This is a genomic window from Vibrio celticus (assembly GCF_024347335.1).
Classification (GTDB): domain Bacteria; phylum Pseudomonadota; class Gammaproteobacteria; order Enterobacterales; family Vibrionaceae; genus Vibrio; species Vibrio celticus.
The window spans coordinates 2,798,067-2,817,040 of the sequence record NZ_AP025463.1 but is presented as its reverse complement, the minus strand read 5'-3'; the positions used below and the strand labels follow the sequence as shown (position 1 = coordinate 2,817,040).

At 44.1% G+C, this 18,974-nt stretch carries 19 protein-coding genes; 10 read left to right on the top strand and 9 right to left on the bottom strand.

Going from position 1 to position 18,974, the window contains the following annotated elements; translation table 11 throughout:
* Positions 1-5: 5 nt before the first annotated feature.
* Together OCV19_RS12700 and argA are read right to left on the bottom strand one after the other, a co-directional pair.
* Positions 6-197 (bottom strand): hypothetical protein, encoded by a 192-nt coding sequence (locus OCV19_RS12700; protein ID WP_004735192.1) that lies wholly within the window; start codon positions 195-197, stop codon positions 6-8.
* A gap of 283 nt (positions 198-480) precedes the next feature.
* Positions 481-1,818: an amino-acid N-acetyltransferase gene (argA, locus tag OCV19_RS12695; RefSeq protein ID WP_052879950.1), complete on the bottom strand. Its 1,338-nt coding sequence runs from the start codon at positions 1,816-1,818 to the stop codon at positions 481-483.
* A 161-nt stretch (positions 1,819-1,979) separates the two neighbouring features.
* Here argA and OCV19_RS12690 point away from each other — a divergent pair, with 161 nt between their 5' ends.
* From OCV19_RS12690 to csdE, 4 genes are all read left to right on the top strand, one after another.
* The gene (locus OCV19_RS12690) at positions 1,980-2,453 is read left to right on the top strand and encodes a DUF2850 domain-containing protein (RefSeq protein WP_065676373.1); all 474 of its coding nucleotides are present in this window, start codon (positions 1,980-1,982) and stop codon (positions 2,451-2,453) included.
* Positions 2,454-2,534: 81 nt separating this feature from the next.
* The gene (gene mltA, locus OCV19_RS12685) at positions 2,535-3,647 is read left to right on the top strand and encodes a murein transglycosylase A (RefSeq protein WP_065676374.1); all 1,113 of its coding nucleotides are present in this window, start codon (positions 2,535-2,537) and stop codon (positions 3,645-3,647) included.
* Between the two features lie 113 nt (positions 3,648-3,760).
* Entirely contained in the window at positions 3,761-4,570 is an 810-nt protein-coding gene (gene tcdA, locus OCV19_RS12680; protein ID WP_065676375.1) for a tRNA cyclic N6-threonylcarbamoyladenosine(37) synthase TcdA, read from the top strand.
* 37 nt (positions 4,571-4,607) lie between these two features.
* Positions 4,608-5,036, top strand: a complete 429-nt coding sequence (gene csdE / locus OCV19_RS12675; protein WP_065676376.1) for a cysteine desulfurase sulfur acceptor subunit CsdE — start codon at positions 4,608-4,610, stop codon at positions 5,034-5,036.
* A gap of 69 nt (positions 5,037-5,105) precedes the next feature.
* Here csdE and csdA read toward each other — a convergent pair whose 3' ends face one another.
* The 3 genes from csdA to OCV19_RS12660 form a co-directional block, all read right to left on the bottom strand.
* Entirely contained in the window at positions 5,106-6,317 is a 1,212-nt protein-coding gene (gene csdA / locus OCV19_RS12670) for a cysteine desulfurase CsdA (RefSeq protein WP_065676377.1), read from the bottom strand.
* A gap of 87 nt (positions 6,318-6,404) precedes the next feature.
* Positions 6,405-7,298 (bottom strand): 2-dehydropantoate 2-reductase, encoded by an 894-nt coding sequence (gene panE, locus OCV19_RS12665; protein ID WP_065676378.1) that lies wholly within the window; start codon positions 7,296-7,298, stop codon positions 6,405-6,407.
* 110 nt (positions 7,299-7,408) lie between these two features.
* Positions 7,409-8,236, bottom strand: a complete 828-nt coding sequence (locus OCV19_RS12660; RefSeq protein ID WP_065676379.1) for a nucleoside-specific channel-forming Tsx family protein — start codon at positions 8,234-8,236, stop codon at positions 7,409-7,411.
* Positions 8,237-8,822: 586 nt separating this feature from the next.
* Between OCV19_RS12660 and OCV19_RS12655 the strand changes: the two genes are divergently transcribed.
* On the top strand, positions 8,823-10,169 hold the full coding sequence (locus OCV19_RS12655) for a DUF4397 domain-containing protein (RefSeq protein ID WP_065676380.1): 1,347 nt from the start codon (positions 8,823-8,825) through the stop codon (positions 10,167-10,169).
* Between the two features lie 66 nt (positions 10,170-10,235).
* Here the strand turns inward: OCV19_RS12655 and OCV19_RS12650 are convergent, their stop codons facing one another.
* The 4 genes from OCV19_RS12650 to OCV19_RS12635 all read right to left on the bottom strand — a co-directional run bounded on the left by OCV19_RS12650 (position 10,236) and on the right by OCV19_RS12635 (position 13,983).
* Positions 10,236-11,594, bottom strand: coding sequence for an AmpG family muropeptide MFS transporter (locus OCV19_RS12650; protein ID WP_050712473.1), 1,359 nt, complete (start codon positions 11,592-11,594; stop codon positions 10,236-10,238).
* A 53-nt stretch (positions 11,595-11,647) separates the two neighbouring features.
* Positions 11,648-12,196: a peptidylprolyl isomerase gene (locus tag OCV19_RS12645; RefSeq protein WP_019823852.1), complete on the bottom strand. Its 549-nt coding sequence runs from the start codon at positions 12,194-12,196 to the stop codon at positions 11,648-11,650.
* Complete coding sequence (locus OCV19_RS12640) at positions 12,196-12,765, bottom strand: YajG family lipoprotein (RefSeq protein WP_017059907.1); 570 nt, start codon at positions 12,763-12,765, stop codon at positions 12,196-12,198. The genes OCV19_RS12645 and OCV19_RS12640 overlap by 1 nt, the downstream gene beginning before the upstream one ends.
* Before the next feature lie 66 nt (positions 12,766-12,831).
* Complete coding sequence (locus OCV19_RS12635) at positions 12,832-13,983, bottom strand: methyltransferase (protein ID WP_060983357.1); 1,152 nt, start codon at positions 13,981-13,983, stop codon at positions 12,832-12,834.
* Between the two features lie 174 nt (positions 13,984-14,157).
* On the opposite strand from OCV19_RS12635, the gene bolA reads away from it, so the two are divergent.
* The 5 genes from bolA to OCV19_RS12610 all read left to right on the top strand — a co-directional run bounded on the left by bolA (position 14,158) and on the right by OCV19_RS12610 (position 18,967).
* Positions 14,158-14,466 carry a transcriptional regulator BolA gene (gene bolA / locus OCV19_RS12630; protein ID WP_004737616.1) on the top strand — a complete coding sequence of 103 codons (309 nt, stop codon included), beginning with the start codon at positions 14,158-14,160 and terminating at the stop codon, positions 14,464-14,466.
* Positions 14,467-14,987: 521 nt separating this feature from the next.
* Positions 14,988-16,328, top strand: coding sequence for a Na(+)-translocating NADH-quinone reductase subunit A (locus OCV19_RS12625; RefSeq protein WP_032545690.1), 1,341 nt, complete (start codon positions 14,988-14,990; stop codon positions 16,326-16,328).
* Between the two features lie 5 nt (positions 16,329-16,333).
* Positions 16,334-17,578: an NADH:ubiquinone reductase (Na(+)-transporting) subunit B gene (locus tag OCV19_RS12620; protein WP_010439046.1), complete on the top strand. Its 1,245-nt coding sequence runs from the start codon at positions 16,334-16,336 to the stop codon at positions 17,576-17,578.
* Positions 17,568-18,335, top strand: coding sequence for a Na(+)-translocating NADH-quinone reductase subunit C (locus tag OCV19_RS12615; RefSeq protein ID WP_004735209.1), 768 nt, complete (start codon positions 17,568-17,570; stop codon positions 18,333-18,335). Before OCV19_RS12620 ends, OCV19_RS12615 begins: the two co-directional genes overlap by 11 nt.
* The gene (locus OCV19_RS12610; protein WP_008223083.1) at positions 18,335-18,967 is read left to right on the top strand and encodes an NADH:ubiquinone reductase (Na(+)-transporting) subunit D; all 633 of its coding nucleotides are present in this window, start codon (positions 18,335-18,337) and stop codon (positions 18,965-18,967) included. The genes OCV19_RS12615 and OCV19_RS12610 overlap by 1 nt, the downstream gene beginning before the upstream one ends.
* Positions 18,968-18,974 lie beyond the last annotated feature (7 nt).

The window sequence follows — 18,974 nt, the reverse complement described above, 5'->3', positions numbered from 1 at the left end:
CGTTATTAAGACTCTTTGCTTAAAAACGCTCGAGTAAACGATATGTGGTTTATCTTGTACTTTGCTTGGCAATTCAAAATAAACTCTTTTAGATTCTCGCTCACAGGGAACACGCAGTGTACGTCTAGCCCTTCTAAGAATTGGTTATCAGCCATATCCCAAAAACTTTGCAGCGAGTTACAAACAATGGTTCTCATATCAATGTTGCTCTTTTTGCTGTTTATATTAACGAGCAGAGCTAATGTTAGCGTGCTGACCGTCAACGGGTATAGCAATCCGTGCAGTGACCACCTCAATGCATGTGATATGACAACCGAGATGGTAATTCCAATAAAAACATTTGTTATTTTGTTAAAGCGACTAAATTCTATACAATTTCACGTGTGAGTTAAAGTGCATAGTTAATAAATCTCATATAGAAAACGATTACGTTTGCAAATATTTTTATTTTGAAGTGAGATTCCGCTCCAAAAACTTTATTTATACGTTGAGCGCCAGGATCTTTGAGTTTCTCTGATAGTTGTATAGCCCTTGTTTTTCCATCGGTAACTCATCAACTGCTATCTCGTAAAAACCTTGTTCACGAAACCAATGAAGGCTGTGTGTCGTTAGGACAAATATTTGGTCGATATCGCGAGATTTTGATTGGTGGCGCATGTAATCCAGCAGTAATTGCCCACGATTTCCATCACGATAATCAGGGTGGATTGCAACACACGCCATCTCTGCCATGTGATCTTCCGGGTAGGCGTATAGCGCCGCGCAACCAATGATCAGTCCGTCTTTTTCGATAATGGTAAAGCGGTGGATCTCCTGCTCTAATTGCTCTCTTGAACGACGAACCAAGATGCCTTGTTCTTCTAAAGGACGAATGAGATCAAATATGCCACCAATATCGTCAATCTGAGCTTGTCTTACTTGCTCTGCACTCGCCATGACCACTTGGGTGCCAATACCATCAAAAGAGAACAATTCTTGGATTAATGCTCCATCCACTTTGTAACTGATTAGATGACAACGAGGCACACCAGCACGACAAGCGGAGATCGCTCCTTTCAAGAAGCGCAGTGTTCCTGTGCTCATGTCTTCGGCCGGGTTTTGAGATTCCGTTAAGCGTTCTAGAATTTGCTTGGCATCTTTAGGGAAGAGTTCGGCGAGCACGTTACCGCGTTCATCTGTTACCCCTTGTTCGGAGCAAAAGCCAATCAGCTTGTCGGCCTTTAGACGAATAGCTACTTGGGTAGCGACCTCTTCAGAAAGTAGGTTAAAGCTTTCGCCTGTCACGGAGCTGGCAATAGGGCCAAGCAGTACAATTGAACCTTGGTCAAGCGTGCGATTGATTCCTTCGATATCGATTCGACGAATACGCCCGCTGTGGCAATAATCCGTACCGTCATCCACGCCAAGCGGTTGAGCCGTAATGAAATTGCCGCTCATAACATTGAGTTGAGTGCCTGCCATCGGGGTGTTGTTCAAACTCATCGAAAGTCGAGCTGTGATGGCAAGTTGTAGTTGGCCTGCAGCCTGCATAGCGACGCCCAAAGAATATTCATCAGTGACCCTAATATTCTTGTGATAAGGCGTATGGCAATCTTGCTTGGCGAGCAATTGGTTGATCTGCGGTCTTGCCCCGTGAACGAGAACAATCTTTACTCCAAGGCTGTGGAGCAAGGCTATATCACTAATAATGTTACCAAAGTTTTTATCGGCAACTGCTTCACCTCCCAGCATAATGACCATGGTTTTGCCACGGTGAGCATTTACGTATGGGGTTGATTGTCTGAAACCTTTTACTAGCGCTGTACTTCTTAATTTCACAGAACAAGTCCGTTTTGTTTATTTATTCGATAATTTAGCATTTAAATTCAAATGTAAACAACACCTTTTTGGAATAAAGCGCAAACTATTATTATCTAGGCTTCAATATATAAACTGTCTCAGTGTAGAATGCGCATAGCATCCTTATGAGTAGTCACCGAATGCAACAAGCTCCAGCAACAAAGAACAAAATCGATGAGATAACCAAAGGTCTCTACAGCGAAGCTGATCAGCGCAATCAATCTAAGTTGAAGCGTAAGATCATTGAACGTTGTTTAATGGTTCTAGCCTTAGTGGGTTCGTTTGCGGTGGTTTCTTTGTTCGGCGATGTGCTTTCCCGAGTGCAAGATGCGGCGACACCCAACAATCTGATATACGGCACTTGGATAGAGCAAGATGTTGCACATTATGCGACCGATGAGTTTGTTCTGAATGCTAATGGTGTGTCAGTTCGTGGATCTGTTGTTTCGACGAGCTTTGACTTTGATGGTAACTACTTTGAATACAAGGCGGGTGATAAAACCTATCGCTTCCGCATGACCAATTCTGACAATACAGAAATGGTGCTCGATTCTGACAGTCACTACAATCCCATCTTCCGCCTTAAGGGCCATATCGATAACTCCGTCCGATAGGTTATCTTCTTGTAAACTCTTACAATCTAAGATTGTGTTATCTGACTGTTTTTGTCATCCTCGATGCATAGAATTTTTAGGATGACTCTTGTGATTAAAAAATGGCTTCCCCTTGTCGCTGCCTCTTTGTTATTTGGCTGTGCTCAACCCACTGATCTTGCTCAGCAACACCTTGATGACGAATTTCCTCGCACCTTGAATAAGGTCGATCAGGTTGAATCCAATAAACCAAGAGACTACACCGCATTTGCAGAACAAGCTGAGATGGTGGTTTCTAAATCCCCTTCGATGGCTAAAATCTATGAGCCGCTTTATCAACAACTCAATGAGTGGGCGATGCTGAGTGGAGATCCAAGCGAGCTAGCGAATTTTGGCGTTCAAACCGCTCAACTAGGTGGTGGTGATAAACAAGGCAATGTTTTGTTCACGGGCTACTTTTCTCCTGTGATGGAGCTGCGCCACGAAGCGAATGAAGAATATCGTTATCCTGTTTACGGGCTTCCTGAGTGTGGTAAAGAGTGTCCAACACGCCAAGAGATTTACAACGGCGCACTAGAAGGTCAGGGCCTTGAGTTAGGTTACTCAGCAAACCGTATCGACCCATTTATGATGGAAGTACAGGGCAGTGGATTTGTACACTTCGGTGATGATGACACGCTGCAGTATTTCGCCTACGCGGGTAAGAACAATAAAGCTTATGTGAGCATTGGCCGTGTTCTGATTGAACGAGGCTTAGTTCCACGCGAAAAAATGTCGCTAAAATCAATCAAAGAGTGGGTATTGGCAAACGATCCTGAAGTGGTCAAAGAGCTGCTTGAGCAAAACCCATCTTTCGTGTTTTTTGAAGCGAGAGACGACCTATCTGTGATGGGTAGCGCGGGCATTCCTCTATTACCTATGGCGGCGGTTGCGGGCGATCGCTCTATCTTGCCTATGGGGACGCCGATTCTTGCTGAGGTTCCATTATTGAATGCTGATGGTACTTGGAGCGGCGCTCATCAACTAAGACTGCTATTGGTTTTGGATACGGGCGGCGCGGTTAAGCAAAACCATTTGGACCTTTACCACGGTATGGGCCCACGTGCAGGCACTGAAGCGGGTCATTACAAGCATTTTGGTCGTGTGTGGAAGCTTGGCTTAGATGGCAGCGCAACCGAAGCGCCTTGGGCTTTGCCTCCTGAAAAGGTTGAGTAAGCGACAATAAAATAGGGCATTGAAAGCGAATCGCTAATCCCCTAGACTTTTTATTCAAGAGTGCGTATAAAACGCACTCTTTTCTTTTTCTCAGAAATAAATTGGCGGCAACAATGCGTGAATTGACCACTCCAGCTTCAGAAAACTATGACCAACGATTTGGTGGCACCCGTCGCCTATATGGCAATAGTGAAGTCGACATACTTAGAGCAGCACACGTGTGTGTGATCGGTATTGGTGGTGTCGGTTCATGGGCGGTTGAAGCGCTTGCTCGTACTGGTTTAGGTGAGCTGACTTTGATCGATATGGATGATGTGTGTGTGACCAACATCAACCGTCAGATCCACGCAATGTCGGGTACCGTTGGTAAAAGCAAAATTGAAGTGATGGCAGAGCGCGTTAAGCTGATTAACCCTGAGTGTAAAGTTAACCTGGTTGACGACTTCATCGGCCCAGACAATCAGGCTGAATACCTATCGAAAGAGTTCGATTTTGTGTTAGATGCGATTGACAGCATGAAAGCTAAGGCTTCACTGTTGGCATATTGTCGTAGCAACAAAATCAAAGTGATCACTACCGGTGGTGCGGGTGGTCAAATCGATCCGACTCAAATCAAAGTGGCTGATCTGACTAAGACGATTCAAGATCCGCTAGCGAAGAAGCTAAAAGATACCCTTCGTCGTCATCATAATTTCCCTAAGAACCCTGCGCGTAAGTTTGGTATCGATTGTGTGTTCTCAACTGAACAGCTGAAATACCCTCAAGCTGACGGCAGCGTATGTGCTGCGAAAGCGACAGCAGAAGGTCCAAAACGCATGGATTGTGCGACGGGTTTTGGTGCGGCAACCGTGGTAACGGCGACGTTTGGTTTTGTGGCTGTTTCGCGTATCGTTGAAAAGCTGATTCAAAAGCACGCTAAGTAACGTCTTCTATTCAATTAATAATCGACTGGATATTAAAATGACCACATTCCCAAGCTCTCCATTCGGCACTGAAATTACCAGTGATGATATCGTCGCGAAAATGCAGACGTTCAGCGGCTGGGAAGATCGTTATCGCCAAGTCATTCAATGGGGTAAGAAGCTACCAACTATGCCTGACGAACTGAAAAGTGAGCTGGTGATTGTCTCTGGCTGTGAAAGCCAAGTGTGGTTGGTTTCTCAAAATATCGATGGTATTTGGCACTTTTGTGCTGATTCTGATGCGCGTATCGTTCGCGGTCTGATTGCATTAGTGATGGCTGCGTATGATGGAAAAACATCAGAGCAGGTTCAAGCGTTCAATATTGATGGTTACTTTGAACAAATCGGTCTAATTACCCACCTTAGCCCATCTCGCGGTAATGGATTAAAAGCGATTGTTGCTCAAATCCAAGAGCTAAGTGCTTAACATCTCTTAGGTACACAGAAGCAAAAAGGGTTGACGTTAAACGCCAACCCTAAATAATTTCGCTACACGCTAAAGCATATCAACAGCTTTTTCTATCGCCGCTCCGAGCTTTACAACATCATCCATGTTGTTGTAAATACCAAATGAAATTCGAACCGTTCCTTTCACATTAAGTGCATCCATTAATGGGTGAGCACAATGATGTCCTGCACGTACTGCGATACCTTGCTGATCCAGTAGAGTCGCTATATCTTGATGGTGAACACCATTCATCACAAAAGTAATCACACTTGCGTTAGGTTGATACCCTAAAATCTGAATGTCATCCAGTTTACTGAGCGCAAGATAAGTCTCGTGCTGTAGCTGGTGGATATGATTTTCGACATCTTGTTGTACAAAACCACTTGACCATTCTATTGCGGTGCTTAGTGCTATGGCTCCCGCCACATTTGGCGTGCCCGCTTCGAATTTACCAGGCAGTTCTGAAAAAGTAGTGCCAGAGAAAGAGACGCGCTCAACCATTTTGCCGCCGCCATGCCAAGGTGGCATCGCTTCTAAAAGTTCAAGTTTACCGTAAAGCACACCGATACCCGCAGGGGCATAGAGTTTATGGCCTGAGAAAACGTAGAAATCAGCGCCTAAAGCAGCAACATCAACCGATTCATGAACGATCCCTTGCGCGCCATCAACCACCACAACCGCATTCATCTTGTGTGCTTTCTCGATGACGGCTTCAATCGGCTGACGAGAACCTGTCACATTGGTTATCTGAGCCAATGCAACAATCTTGGTTCGTTCATTTAAAAGTGTATCAAACGCAGTGAGGTCAAACTCGCAATCTGATGTCATCGGTACTTTAACGACTTTAGCGCCGGTTTGTTCTGCCACAATTTGCCAAGGCACAATGTTGGCGTGATGCTCCATTTCGCTAACCAAGATCTCATCGCCAGTCTGAAGGGTACTTCTTGCGTAGGTTTGAGCGATCAGGTTAAGTGCTTCGGTGGCACCGCGAGTCCAGATGATCTCTTTTGAAGAGCTTGCACCAATAAACTGAGCGACCTTATCTCTGGCAGCTTCAAACTGACTGGTCGCGTTCGCTGTTAAGCTGTGGCTACCACGGTGAACATTGGCATTTTGTTTGGAGTAATATTGGCTAATGGCATCAATAACTACCTGAGGTTTTTGTGTGGTTGCCGCGCTGTCTAAGTAAATCAATGGTTGTTGATTGATGGTTTGTGATAGCGCAGGAAACTGCTCTCGGATGTGATTGATATCAAGCATCTATTCTTACCTAAAATCTTGGAAATTGGTGCCAGCGTTATGCTTAGCGGTATTGTTATTTTATCGCGACTTGTTGACCGTTGCTGACTAATCTTGATGATTCCAGCTATTTTCTTGCTCTTTGACCTGATCGAACAGCTTTTGGTTAACGGGAACTTCTATCTGATGCTTAAGCGCTGTTTTTATTAGGTGTCCAGTGATGAAGTCGATCTCTGTCTTACGTTGGTAAAACATATCCTGCTTCATGGATGAGTTGTTTTGAGCTGTGGCTTGGATGACCTGTTTGACGCTTGCTTCTAACTCGTCGAGTGAACAAGCGATCTCTTCGGCCTGCATAACTTGTGTGAGCTCTTCAACGATAGAACTTAAAATACCCTCAAACTTTTGGTCTGCAAGTTCACCATTCTTGATTTGTTCCAACCCAGTAAGTGGGTTGATAGCACAATTGATGGCGAGCTTAGTCCAAAGCGCAGTTTTTATTTGTGGGTTCCAATTCACAGTCGGTAGGGCGTGTTCCAATACATCAACTAAAAACGTGCACTGCTGACCCGTTTGGTTAAAAGCACCCAATTGAGTTTGGCCCAATCCAGTATGAGACACATTGTTTCGGTTGGGTTTGAATGCTGCTTGAGTTGTCGTCGCCAATACTATCGGGTGAGCATTAATTTGAGTGATAATGTTATCGACCGCACCCATTCCGTTGTGCATGAACATGAGAATGGTGTCAGAGTCGAGATATTGAAGTAACGGAATAGTGGCTTCTTCTACTTGCCAAGCCTTGACTGTGAAGATAACCAAATCACTCGTTGATAGCTTGTCGATATTGTTATTGTTGAAGGAAAGTGAAGTTTGCTCATCAAGTGTTAGGTCAATTGAGGTTTCAGGGGAGCGACTCCACAAAGAGACATTATGACCCGCTTGAAGCAATTTAATCGCCCATAAAGAGCCGATAGCTCCAGGTCCAACAATAGTGATGTTCACAGCAATACCGAGATAAGAAAGTGATGCTGCAAGGATAGCGAGGCATTAAATGAAAGCAATAAAAAATGGCACCCGAGGGTGCCATTTTGGAAACTTTCTTAGGAGTTCTATTAGAACTTGTAAGTTACTGCTAGGTAGTGACCTACACCTGAAGTACGACCAGCGAAACCGCCATCTTCTAAGCCGTAAATAGTTTCGTATGCTTTTAGGCCGTAACCTACAGCGTAACGATCTGAGTGCCAGTAGATACCGTTATACATAGCACCGCCACTGCTTTCTGCACTGTATTCATCTTTCATACCAAATTGCCAATCGATGTAACCTTGGTAAGAGATGAATGAACCATTTTCGAAGAAGTAGAATGGTTTGAACCAGTTTGCAGAAACTTGGTAGCCGTTCCAGTCTTTAATGTTTGAATCGTAGTTACCATAAAGGTTTAGGCCAATTTTACCTAACCAAGGAACCATTACGTCAGAACCTAGACCGATTTTTTGTTGGTTAACACCAAATGTACCATTGTCACCATTTGCATCCGGTGCAATTGTATTCACACCATCCCACGTAATTTCAGATGCAACGTAAAGCTCTTGTACTGGACCAAATGAAAGGTCTTTACCTGTTAACCCGTCAAGAGACATACGTGGAGCAAATTTCATGAACATTTTTGCTTGTTCGTCTGCTTTATCGCTGCCTGGATCTGAAAGTAGGTTAAACACATCAACATAGCCATATAGGTCGAAGATTCCTGAACGACCGCCAAATTCCATTTCCATGTAATCATGGCTAGAGTTACCAGGCTTCTCGTTGAATGCACCCATAAGGTTGAACTGCATCCACTTGTAATCGTTTTTGTGGATGTCGCCGTCAGAATAATCCGCTGCCATTACAGGAGCAGAAGTTGCTGCAAGTAGGCCAAGAGTTAAAAGTGATTTACGCATAATGGAACTCTCTATGTTTGAAATAAGTAACCCGCTAATCCGTGCGTGTTTATGATGTCCGAATGCCGAGCATAATAGCGATTTTGTTCTCAAATAAAAGTGAGACAGAGTGAAAACTACAATTATTAAGGTGAGGTTGATCACACTAATGATCTAAATGATGGAACTTTAAGGTGGCAATGCATCTTGATGCACCTCTAATTCTATTGATTTTGTGAAATTCGATTATTTTGTGGATAAATAGGTGAAATACTGCGCTAAGCAAACGATTCTACTAATTAGAGTGACATGCATATCAAAATCAACAGTATTCCTTTCTAAGCGTTTTCTCTTAAAAAATGACTCATTCAAACCACCTCTTAATCTTGTCTTTGATCTATTTTTGACCAGCAGCGTAATGGAGTTGGAATCAATTGATGGACAACTCATGTGATGACTGCCTAGGGATTTGAACCTAGCTACTTTTTGAATCACGGAGAATTAAAGACAGTTCACTGCACTAGATTTTGAAATACTTTTTAAAGATTAGTTATTGGACTAATCATTTGTGTGACGAGCTGGTCTAACTTTTTTGGAGAGAAGACCAATGAAATATTCACCTATACTCGCTGTAGCAATTTCAGCCCTATTTATTGTTGGGTGTGATGACGACGATGAATCAACAACTCAACTACAAGCTGTACATGCATCGCCAAATGCTCCTTTAGCTAACGTTCTAGTCAATAGTCAGGCTCGTTGGAGCGATGTCGATTATGCTCAAGCATCCGGATACGCCTCCGTAGGTCAAGGACAGACAACTCTTCAAGTCGATGTCCAACTCCCAGGTGACGAAGTGGCCACTGTTATCCCTCAAAGCCAATTCGATTTAAGCGGTGACTTAGATTACACCGTGATGGTTGTAGGCGACGCCGATGGATCCAACAATCCTGTAGAGGCTTTGGTTGTTACTCGCCCTGCTGCAGGAACGGCAACAAGTTCAAGCCTAGATGTGCAAGTAGTACACGCGGCAACAGGTGTTGGCGATGTAAACCTATATGTGACAGGGCCGAGTGATCCATTGGGCGCACCGTTAGGGACTTTAGCTTATAAAGATTTTACTGACGTACTCAATATCCCTGCAGGACAATATCGTGTGAGATTAGAAACCGTGAGCGGCAGTGCTATTGCTTTTGATTCTGGAGAAATCACTCTGTCTGGCGGCAGCGAACTGACGATTGCGGCTGTGCCAAGAGCTGACTCCAATAGCGCTTCTCCAGTAAAATTGATGGTGATGGACGGTAGTGGATCATCGTTAATCTATGACATGGCAGAAACAGCAGAAGTAAGAGTCGGTCATCTTGTTGATGGCGCCCCGGACGTAGATCCATTTGTGAACGGAGCTGCATTTGCACCTCTTGCTGATTTGATGTTCAAGGAAATCCGTGGATTTATCGATTTAGCTGCAGGAAGTTATGACATTGACATCTTTGCTGACGGCACCACAACTAATGCATTAATTGATGCGGATGGTGTCGCGGTATTTGCCGGTATGGATTACAGCATCTATGCGGTAGGGACAGTAAGTCCGCTCAACTTGGAACCTTTGGTTGTTCCTGAAAACCGTCGCCCGGTTGCGACCAGTGCAGTGTTAAACATTACCCACGCGGCGGCTAATCCAATTGCGGCTTCGGTTGATATCTACTTAACAGAAAACGCGGGGATCTCTGGTAGCACTCCAGCATTAAGTGATGTGAAATTCAAAGATTATGCGAATGGCATTTATGTTGCGGCGGGGTCTTACTTTGTGACGATTACTGTAGCGGGTCAGCCTTCAGTTGTGGCTATCGACTCTGCGCCCGCAACCTTAGCTGATGGTGTGGTGTATCAAGTCGTGGCGATTGATGATTCGATGGGTACGGGGTTTAACCTAATTGTCAGTGAAACAACAGACTAGATCTGAAGACAGAACGTAGAAGAGGGTAGATCAATGCTACCCTCTTCTTATTTGTTTTCTTTGACTCTATTCTTGGTTAGTTTTGGCTTTCTCTAATAAATCCGTGAAAAAGTGGCGTAACGAGTAGAGCATGATCAAACTTGGAATCACCATAAGTGCGGTCAGTATAAAGAAGGTTGACCAATCATTGAGGTAATCGACCAATTCACCACTAAATGAAGCCAGTGTTGTTCGACCGAAGTTACCCAAGGATGCGAGTAATGCATATTGGGTTGCAGAGAAGGCCTGCCCAGTTAATAACGTTAAGAAAGAGACAAAAGCTACTGTTGAAAAGGCGGTCGTGAAGTTATCGACAATAATCGTTGCCAAGAACAGTGTTTCACTTGGGCCTGCTTGAGCGATCCATGCAAACATTAGATTACTGGCTGCCATGGCAACACCGCCAATCATCAGTCCGCGTACAATGCCGAATTTTACATTGAAGACGCTGCCTACCAAAGTGAAGAATATGGTTGCGCCCCAACCAATTAACTTCGAATAGTGGCCGATCTGTTCGTTACTGAAACCTATCTCTTTATAGAAGGTGATCGACATGCGACCTAGGAAGGCTTCACCTATCTTAAATAGGAATACGAACAGCAGTAGTGTAATGGCAACTTGAACTCCGTTTCGTTTGAAGAAGTCATAAAACGGTTCTAACACGGTAACACTGAACCAAGCCACGATTTTCGAACCGACAACCTTATTGTGACGTTGCTGAGCCTGTTCTTGCAGGGCTTCGCGTTGTGTATTTGGCTCTCCGACAAAAAGAGTAAACAGCATTAGTACGACAACGACGCCTGCCATTCCGTAATACACGCCATTCCAACCGATTGAGTCTGCGTTAATAAAGGCAAGGTAGCCTGGTAGAGAATACCCCGTCCACCAACCAATTACGGCCATTGCAGAAGCTTGCGGCAGTTTTGATGCTTCGGATTTTGGGAAGGTATCAATACGAAATGCATCAATCGCGATGTCTTGCGTGGCTGAGGCAATGGCAATAGCGAGCGCCAACATTGAAGTAAACGCCAAGTTCTCTGCGGGATTGACGCCTGCGATGAATAAGGTACCGATTAAAACAATGGTTTGGCAGAAAAAGATCCAACTGCGTCGCTGGCCGAGTATTGCGTGAAGCACCGGCAGTTTTACTCGGTCGACCAATGGTGCCCATAGAAAGTTAATCGCATACACGGCAAACACACTACCAAAGTAGCCGATGGCAGCACGCGTTAAACCTGCATCTTTTAGCCAACCAGACATATTGGATCCAATAAGAACCCATGGGAAGCCACTCGAACAGCCGAGCATAAACACCCAAAGTAGGCGTTTATCTAGGTAGCTGCGGAAAGTCTGCATCCAAGAAAGAGAGGGAGTGCCTGATGACATAGGGCGTCCTTGTATAGAAAAACGCCCTTAAGAAATAAGGGCGTTAGATTGGATTACTTAAGAAGGGTCACTTTAGTGATGACGATTGGGTCGACTGGGATGTCTGACATGCGGCCCATTCGCTTGGTTGGAATCGTTGCCATCTTTTGAACAACATCAAAACCTTCAGTTACTTTGCCGAATACAGCGTAGCCTGGGTTGCCACCTTTGGCGTTCAAGAAATCATTATCAGAGAAGTTAATGAAGAACTGACGAGTTGCAGAATCTGGCGCATTAGTACGAGCCATCGCGATTGTTGCTGTATCGTTCTTCAAGCCATTGCTGCCTTCATTCTTGATAGGAGCGTAAGTTGCTTGTTGATTCATCTCTTGATCGAAGCCGCCACCTTGCGCCATAAAGCCAGGAATAACACGGTGGAAGATAGTGCCTTCGTAGCTGCCGTCAGCAACGTATTTTAGGAAGTTCTCCGCACTAACCGGTGCTTGTTCTTGGTTAAGCTCAATAGTGAAGTCGCCTAATGTTGTTTCCACGTTTACTTTAGGACCAGCCCAAACGCTTACGCTCACTAGCATTAATGCGATAGAAGATAAAATACGACCCATTAGAAACGTTCCTTCATGTAAGTTTGTAGCTCTTGGTCGTTAGCGATCTCAGTAAGAACCAAGTTGATCACGTCATTAAGAACCATAGAGATGTCGTCGTTAGATGCACTCAATGCACCAGTGCGTGTTGCAGTGCCGTTGAATGTTTTAACTAGTTTGCCTTCAGGCGTTTCAGCGGTAACTTCAAGCGTTACTTTACCGTCCATTTTGTTTTCCATAATGGTATGCTCTACGGTAACGAGTGCTTCTTGAATCTCTAAAACAATCGAGTTTTCACTGTTTACGCTCGCACGAAAACCTTGAGACTCTAACTGCTGTGCAACAGCATTTTCTAGAGAAATACGCATGTTTTGCTTAGCGTGAATTGGCTGAATGTTTGAACGGCCACTATCAACCAATGCAACATATTGAGCGGCACGAACATCTTTACTGGTTAGTGTGTATGTTTTGCCTTGTACAAGGTTGCTTGAGCTTAGTGAAGCTTCTGGCATTACATTGATTTGTTCTTGCTGAGGGGCTGAACATGCTGTCAAAGCCATAATAGAAGCAGCCAAAATCAGTTTTTTCATTCCTTTATCCTTTCTAAATTCACACCAGAAGCTCGGTATCTTAAATTCTTGTGAAGTCGTTTCTGCTTATTTATTAAAATTCGCAGGCTCTCTTGTTGCTTGTAATATCTCAAATTTTTGGTTTAGTTCAAGCGTTTCAACGTTAGCTTCACCAAATAGTCTTGCTAGTTTGACATCGTATCCGAGGTGTCGGTTGCCAATAACAATTAATTTGCCTCCATTGCTAAGAACATGCTTTGCATCACAGAACATTTGCCATGCAATGTGATCAGTAATCGCTTGTTGCTGATGGAATGGAGGATTACACATCACTAAGTAGGTGCTGTTTTTCTTAAAGCCATCTAAACAGTTGTTGGCGATGAACTGGAAGTTGCCGTCTTCACCAAGGTTATCCTTGACGTTTTGGCGTGCTGACTCCACAGCCATAAAGCTTTCATCCACACAGGTAATACGAGCTTGTGGGTTCAATTGCCCTGCTTTTACGCTCAATACACCGTTGCCACAGCCTAGGTCGATGATATGACGAAGCTCTGGATCTTGAGGAATATGCTCTAGCATATAGCGAGCGCCTTGATCGAGTGCTTCCCCTGAGTAAACATTTGGTAAATTTTTCAGGCGGATATCTTCACCGTCTACATCCCACTCAACAAAAGGCTCTACCGTTTGAACAGGCTGGCAATTTGGAGAAGAGAATACTAAGCGGTGTTTTTTCTTCGCTAGTGATGTTTTGGTTTCGCCTAGGTACTTTTCGAAAAGGTTAAGCGTAGATGTGTGAATCTCTTTTACCTTGTTGACGCCGATCACTTGGCAGCTTTCAGGCAAAGCTTGGCGCAGTTGGCTCAATTGCCAAATTAGGTGACGATTTGTTTTTGGCAACTGCATGATCACAAGATCGATACCGTGTGGGATATCATCCATTGTGTTCAAGAAGTTTACTCGGTTACTTTGATTGCGCTGTAAGTTTTTCAGGGCACCACGGTGAGAGATAAATGAGTCACTCATCATTGTGACATCATGATCTTTCGAGAACCAAGCCGATAGAGCACCAAAACTATCGTTCATGATCAGAATGTGTTTACCAGGTTCAAGGTTCATCTCTTCAACGTGACTAATGATGTATTCGTCGCCCGCATCCCAAGCTTGAAGGGTTTCATTTGAACGTTTTGGGAAACGATGTAAGGTCAAAGTTCTGTCGTGAAGGGTAAGTTCGGTTTTCATTGCTTGAGATACTTATATAAGAAATAACAAAGATATTGTCTCAAATGCAGCCTGAACAAGATAGAAAAAACTCAACCAAACCTATGCCGTTCGCTATTAAATACTCAGACACTCGACCTATTAGGGTTTATACTCACCCCACGGATAATGCCAATACGTTATTAAGGAATCACAATGATCCAAGAAGTTATCGAAACAAAATTGCACAATGAGTTTTCACCAAGTCATTTAAACGTGATCAATGAGAGCTATATGCACAATGTTCCGGCTGGTTCTGAGAGTCATTTTAAAGTGATTGTTGTCAGTGATGCGTTTGAAGGTTTACGCCTTATTGCTCGTCATCGAGCGGTAAATAAAGCTCTTTCAGAAGAGCTTGCGAACAATATTCACGCACTGTCCATTCACACTTATACAAAAGATGAATGGTTGAAGCAGCTAGATAACGTGCCAGATAGCCCAATGTGTATGGGCGGTGGGAAATAGTAGAGTAATCGAATATAGAAGAGGTGGCGATGCCACCTTTTTTGTTGCCAAATACATCTGTTTTTCGTTGTTATATCACTCAAACTGATGGTAAATCGAGCGGTTGAAAATACCCACAACGAGTAGTGTTTTTATTAACAGTGTTTCAACATAACTCGAAAAATATGAGTTTGTGACAGAGTATTAATCTCTTGTTTAAAACACGATTCAAAAGCCATTTTATCTGTGCGGCTCGTCAAATTTATACATATTTTAGAGTCCATATGCTTCAAATCTCACCAAATATAGGCCGTATTCAAGTTATTGGTCATGGCATCAAGTTGTCAAAAAATGCTAGAATACGGCACCTGATAAATCTCACATAATCTTTGTGGTGAATTTATTAATGTAATGTTGCGATTTTGGTATCTCAAATTTACCAAAACCGGACACTGTAATGTCGTGTCTAAGGGCGATTTTAAAACGTCCTGAATTTACGCAATTAAAAGAATCTTTTTCCCGATAAAGTAGTGCAAGTGCGTATGATTACAATAAAGAAGGGTTTGGATCTTCCTATCGCAGGAACTCCATCCCAGGTGATTAATGATGGTAAGTCCATCACTAAAGTCGCCTTGCTTGGCGAAGAGTACGTTGGTATGCGTCCTACGATGCATGCTCGCGTTGGTGATGAAGTGAAGAAAGGCCAAGTTCTTTTTGCAGATAAAAAGAACCCAGGTGTTGTATTTACTTCTCCAGCAAGCGGTAAAGTTATTGAAGTGAACCGTGGTGCTAAGCGTGTTCTTCAATCAGTAGTGATTGAAGTAGCAGGCAATGAGCAAATCACGTTCAATAGCTATGAAGCTAACCAACTAGCAAGTCTTGACCGTGAAACGGTTAAAGCTCAGTTAGTTGAGTCTGGCGCATGGACCGCTTTGCGAACTCGTCCGTTCAGCAAGGTTCCAGCAGTTGATTCTGAAACTCAGGCTATTTTCGTTACTGCTATGGATACTAATCCGCTAGCAGCTGAGCCAGAATTAATCATTAACGAGCAGTCTGATGCTTTCGTTGCTGGTTTAGATCTTCTTTCAACTCTGACTAACGGTAAAGTGTACGTTTGTAAAAAAGGTACTAGCTTACCTCGTTCAGCTCAGTCTAATGTTGAAGAACATGTTTTTGATGGCCCACACCCTGCAGGTCTTGCAGGCACGCATATGCATTACCTATACCCGGTAAATGCACAAAATGTAGCGTGGAGCATTAACTACCAAGACGTTATCGCATTCGGTAAGTTGTTCCTTACTGGTGAGATTTACTCTGAGCGTGTTGTTTCTCTGGCTGGTCCAGTAGTTAATAACCCACGTCTAGTTCGTACTCAAATTGGTGCTAGCCTTGAAGAGTTGACGGACAGCGAGTTGATGCCAGGTGAAGTTCGCCTGATCTCAGGTTCAGTATTATCTGGTGTTCACGCTTCAGGTCCACATGCTTACCTTGGCCGTTACCATCAACAGGTTTCGGTTCTTCGTGAAGGTCGTGATAAAGAGCTATTTGGCTGGGCTATGCCTGGTAAGAACAAGTTCTCTGTTACTCGTTCATTCCTTGGTCACGTGTTTAAAGGTCAGTTGTTCAACATGACAACGACAACAAACGGTAGTGATCGCTCTATGGTTCCAATTGGTAACTACGAGAAAGTAATGCCATTAGATATGGAGCCTACTTTGCTGCTTCGCGATCTATGTGCTGGCGACGTTGATAGTGCACAAGCACTTGGTGCGCTAGAGCTAGATGAAGAAGATTTAGCACTGTGTACCTTTGTATGTCCTGGTAAGTACGAGTACGGTCAGTTACTTCGTGAATGCCTAGATACAATTGTGAAGGAAGGGTAATTTTCATGGGCCTTAAAAAGTTTATTGAAGACATCGAGCATCATTTTGAGCCAGGTGGTAAACACGAAACGTGGTTTGCGCTTTACGAAGCTGCAGCAACACTTTTCTACACACCAGGTACAGTTACAAAGAAAAGCTCGCATGTCCGTGATAGCGTTGACTTAAAACGTATCATGATCATGGTTTGGCTTGCGGTATTCCCAGCAATGTTCTGGGGTATGTACAACGCAGGTGGTCAAGCTATTGCAGCACTAAACCACATGTATTCAGGTGCAGAACTAGTTTCTATCATTGATGGTAACTGGCACTACTGGCTAACCGAAATGCTTGGAGCCTCCTTAGGAGCCGATGCAGGTTGGGGCAGTAAGATGCTCTTGGGTGCGACTTACTTCTTACCTATCTACGCGACGGTCTTTATCGTTGGTGGTTTCTGGGAAGTACTGTTCTGTATGGTGCGTAAGCACGAAGTTAACGAAGGTTTCTTTGTTACTTCCATCTTATTCGCGCTTATCGTTCCGCCAACACTTCCTCTATGGCAAGCTGCACTAGGTATTACCTTCGGTGTTGTTGTTGCTAAAGAGATCTTTGGTGGTACGGGTCGTAACTTCCTAAACCCTGCACTTGCTGGTCGTGCGTTCCTATTCTTTGCATACCCTGCTCAGATTTCTGGTGACGTAGTTTGGACTGCAGCTGACGGTTTCTCTGGTGCAACAGCGCTTAGCCAATGGGCTCAAGGCGGTGGTAGCGCGCTAATGAACACGGTATCTGGTGAGACGATCACTTGGATGGACGCATTCATTGGTAACATTCCAGGTTCTATCGGTGAAGTATCAACGCTTGCACTTATGATCGGTGCTGCAATGATCGTATACATGGGCATTGCTTCATGGCGCATCATTGCTGGTGTTATGATCGGTATGATTGCTGTATCAACATTGTTTAATGTGATCGGTTCTGACACGAACGCAATGTTCAGCATGCCTTGGCACTGGCACCTAGTTCTAGGTGGCTTCGCGTTTGGTATGTTCTTCATGGCAACAGACCCTGTATCAGCGTCATTTACCAATGGTGGTAAGTGGTGGTACGGCATCCTAATCGGCGCAATGTGTGTAATGATTCGTGTAGTTAACCCTGCATACCCAGAAGGCATGATGCTTGCGATCCTATTCGCAAACTTATTTGCTCCTCTGTTTGACCACGTTGTAATCGAGAAGAACATTAAGCGGAGACTAGCGCGCTATGGCAAGTAATAACGATAGCATTAAAAAGACGCTGTTTGTTGTTATCGCATTGAGCTTAGTGTGCTCAATCATCGTTTCAACAGCTGCAGTTGTTCTTAAACCTAAGCAACAAGCTAACGCAGTTTTGGATCAGCAAACTAAGATCCTTGAAGTTGCGGGCATTGAGCTTGCGGGTAATATTCCAGCACTGTACGCAGAGAACATTGAACCTCGTCTAGTTGATTTCGCTACTGGCGATTTCGTTGACGGCGACGCTGCTGCATACGACCAACGTAAAGCGGCAAAAGATCCAGCTCAGTCAATCAAGCTTTCAGCTGAAGATGACATCGCTAAGATCATTCGTCGTGCTAACACGGGTACGGTATACCTAGTGAAAGATGGCGCTGAAACTTCTAAAGTTATCATCCCTGTTCACGGTAACGGTCTATGGTCAATGATGTACGCATTCGTTGCGGTAGAAACTGATGGCAACACAGTTTCTGGTATCACTTACTACGAGCAAGGTGAAACTCCTGGACTTGGTGGGGAAGTTGAGAACCCAACTTGGCGTGCTCAATTCGTTGGTAAGAAATTATTCGACGAAAACCACAAACCTGCTATTCAGGTTGTTAAAGGTGGCGCTCCTCAAGGTTCTGAGCACGGTGTAGATGGCCTTTCTGGTGCGACACTGACTAGCGTTGGTGTTCAACATACATTTGACTTCTGGTTAGGTGATATGGGCTTTGGTCCGTTCCTAGCAAAAGTTCGTGACGGAGGTCTGAACTAATGTCTAGTGCAAAAGAAATTAAAAAGAGCATCTTAGCGCCGGTGTTGGACAACAACCCAATCGCGCTACAGGTTCTTGGTGTGTGTTCTGCTCTTGCGGTAACCACTAAGCTAGAAACAGCATTTGTTATGACTATCGCGGTAATGTTTGTTACTGCTCTGTCTAACTTCTTCGTTTCTTTGATCCGTAACCACATTCCTAACAGTGTGCGTATCATCGTTCAGATGGCAATTATCGCATCACTAGTAATCGTGGTAGACCAAGTGCTTAAAGCATACCTATACGATATCTCTAAGCAGCTATCTGTATTCGTTGGCCTAATCATTACTAACTGTATTGTAATGGGTCGTGCTGAAGCATTCGCAATGAAGTCTGCGCCAATCCCGTCTTTAATCGATGGTCTTGGTAACGGTCTTGGTTACGGTTTCGTTCTTATCACTGTTGGTTTCTTCCGTGAGCTTCTAGGCTCTGGCAAACTATTTGGTATGGAAGTACTACCTCTAGTGAGCAACGGTGGTTGGTATCAGCCAAACGGCTTGATGCTTCTAGCACCTTCTGCATTCTTCCTAATTGGTTTCTTGATTTGGGCAATTCGTGTGTTCAAACCAGAACAAGTAGAAGCGAAGGGGTAAGGTAGTC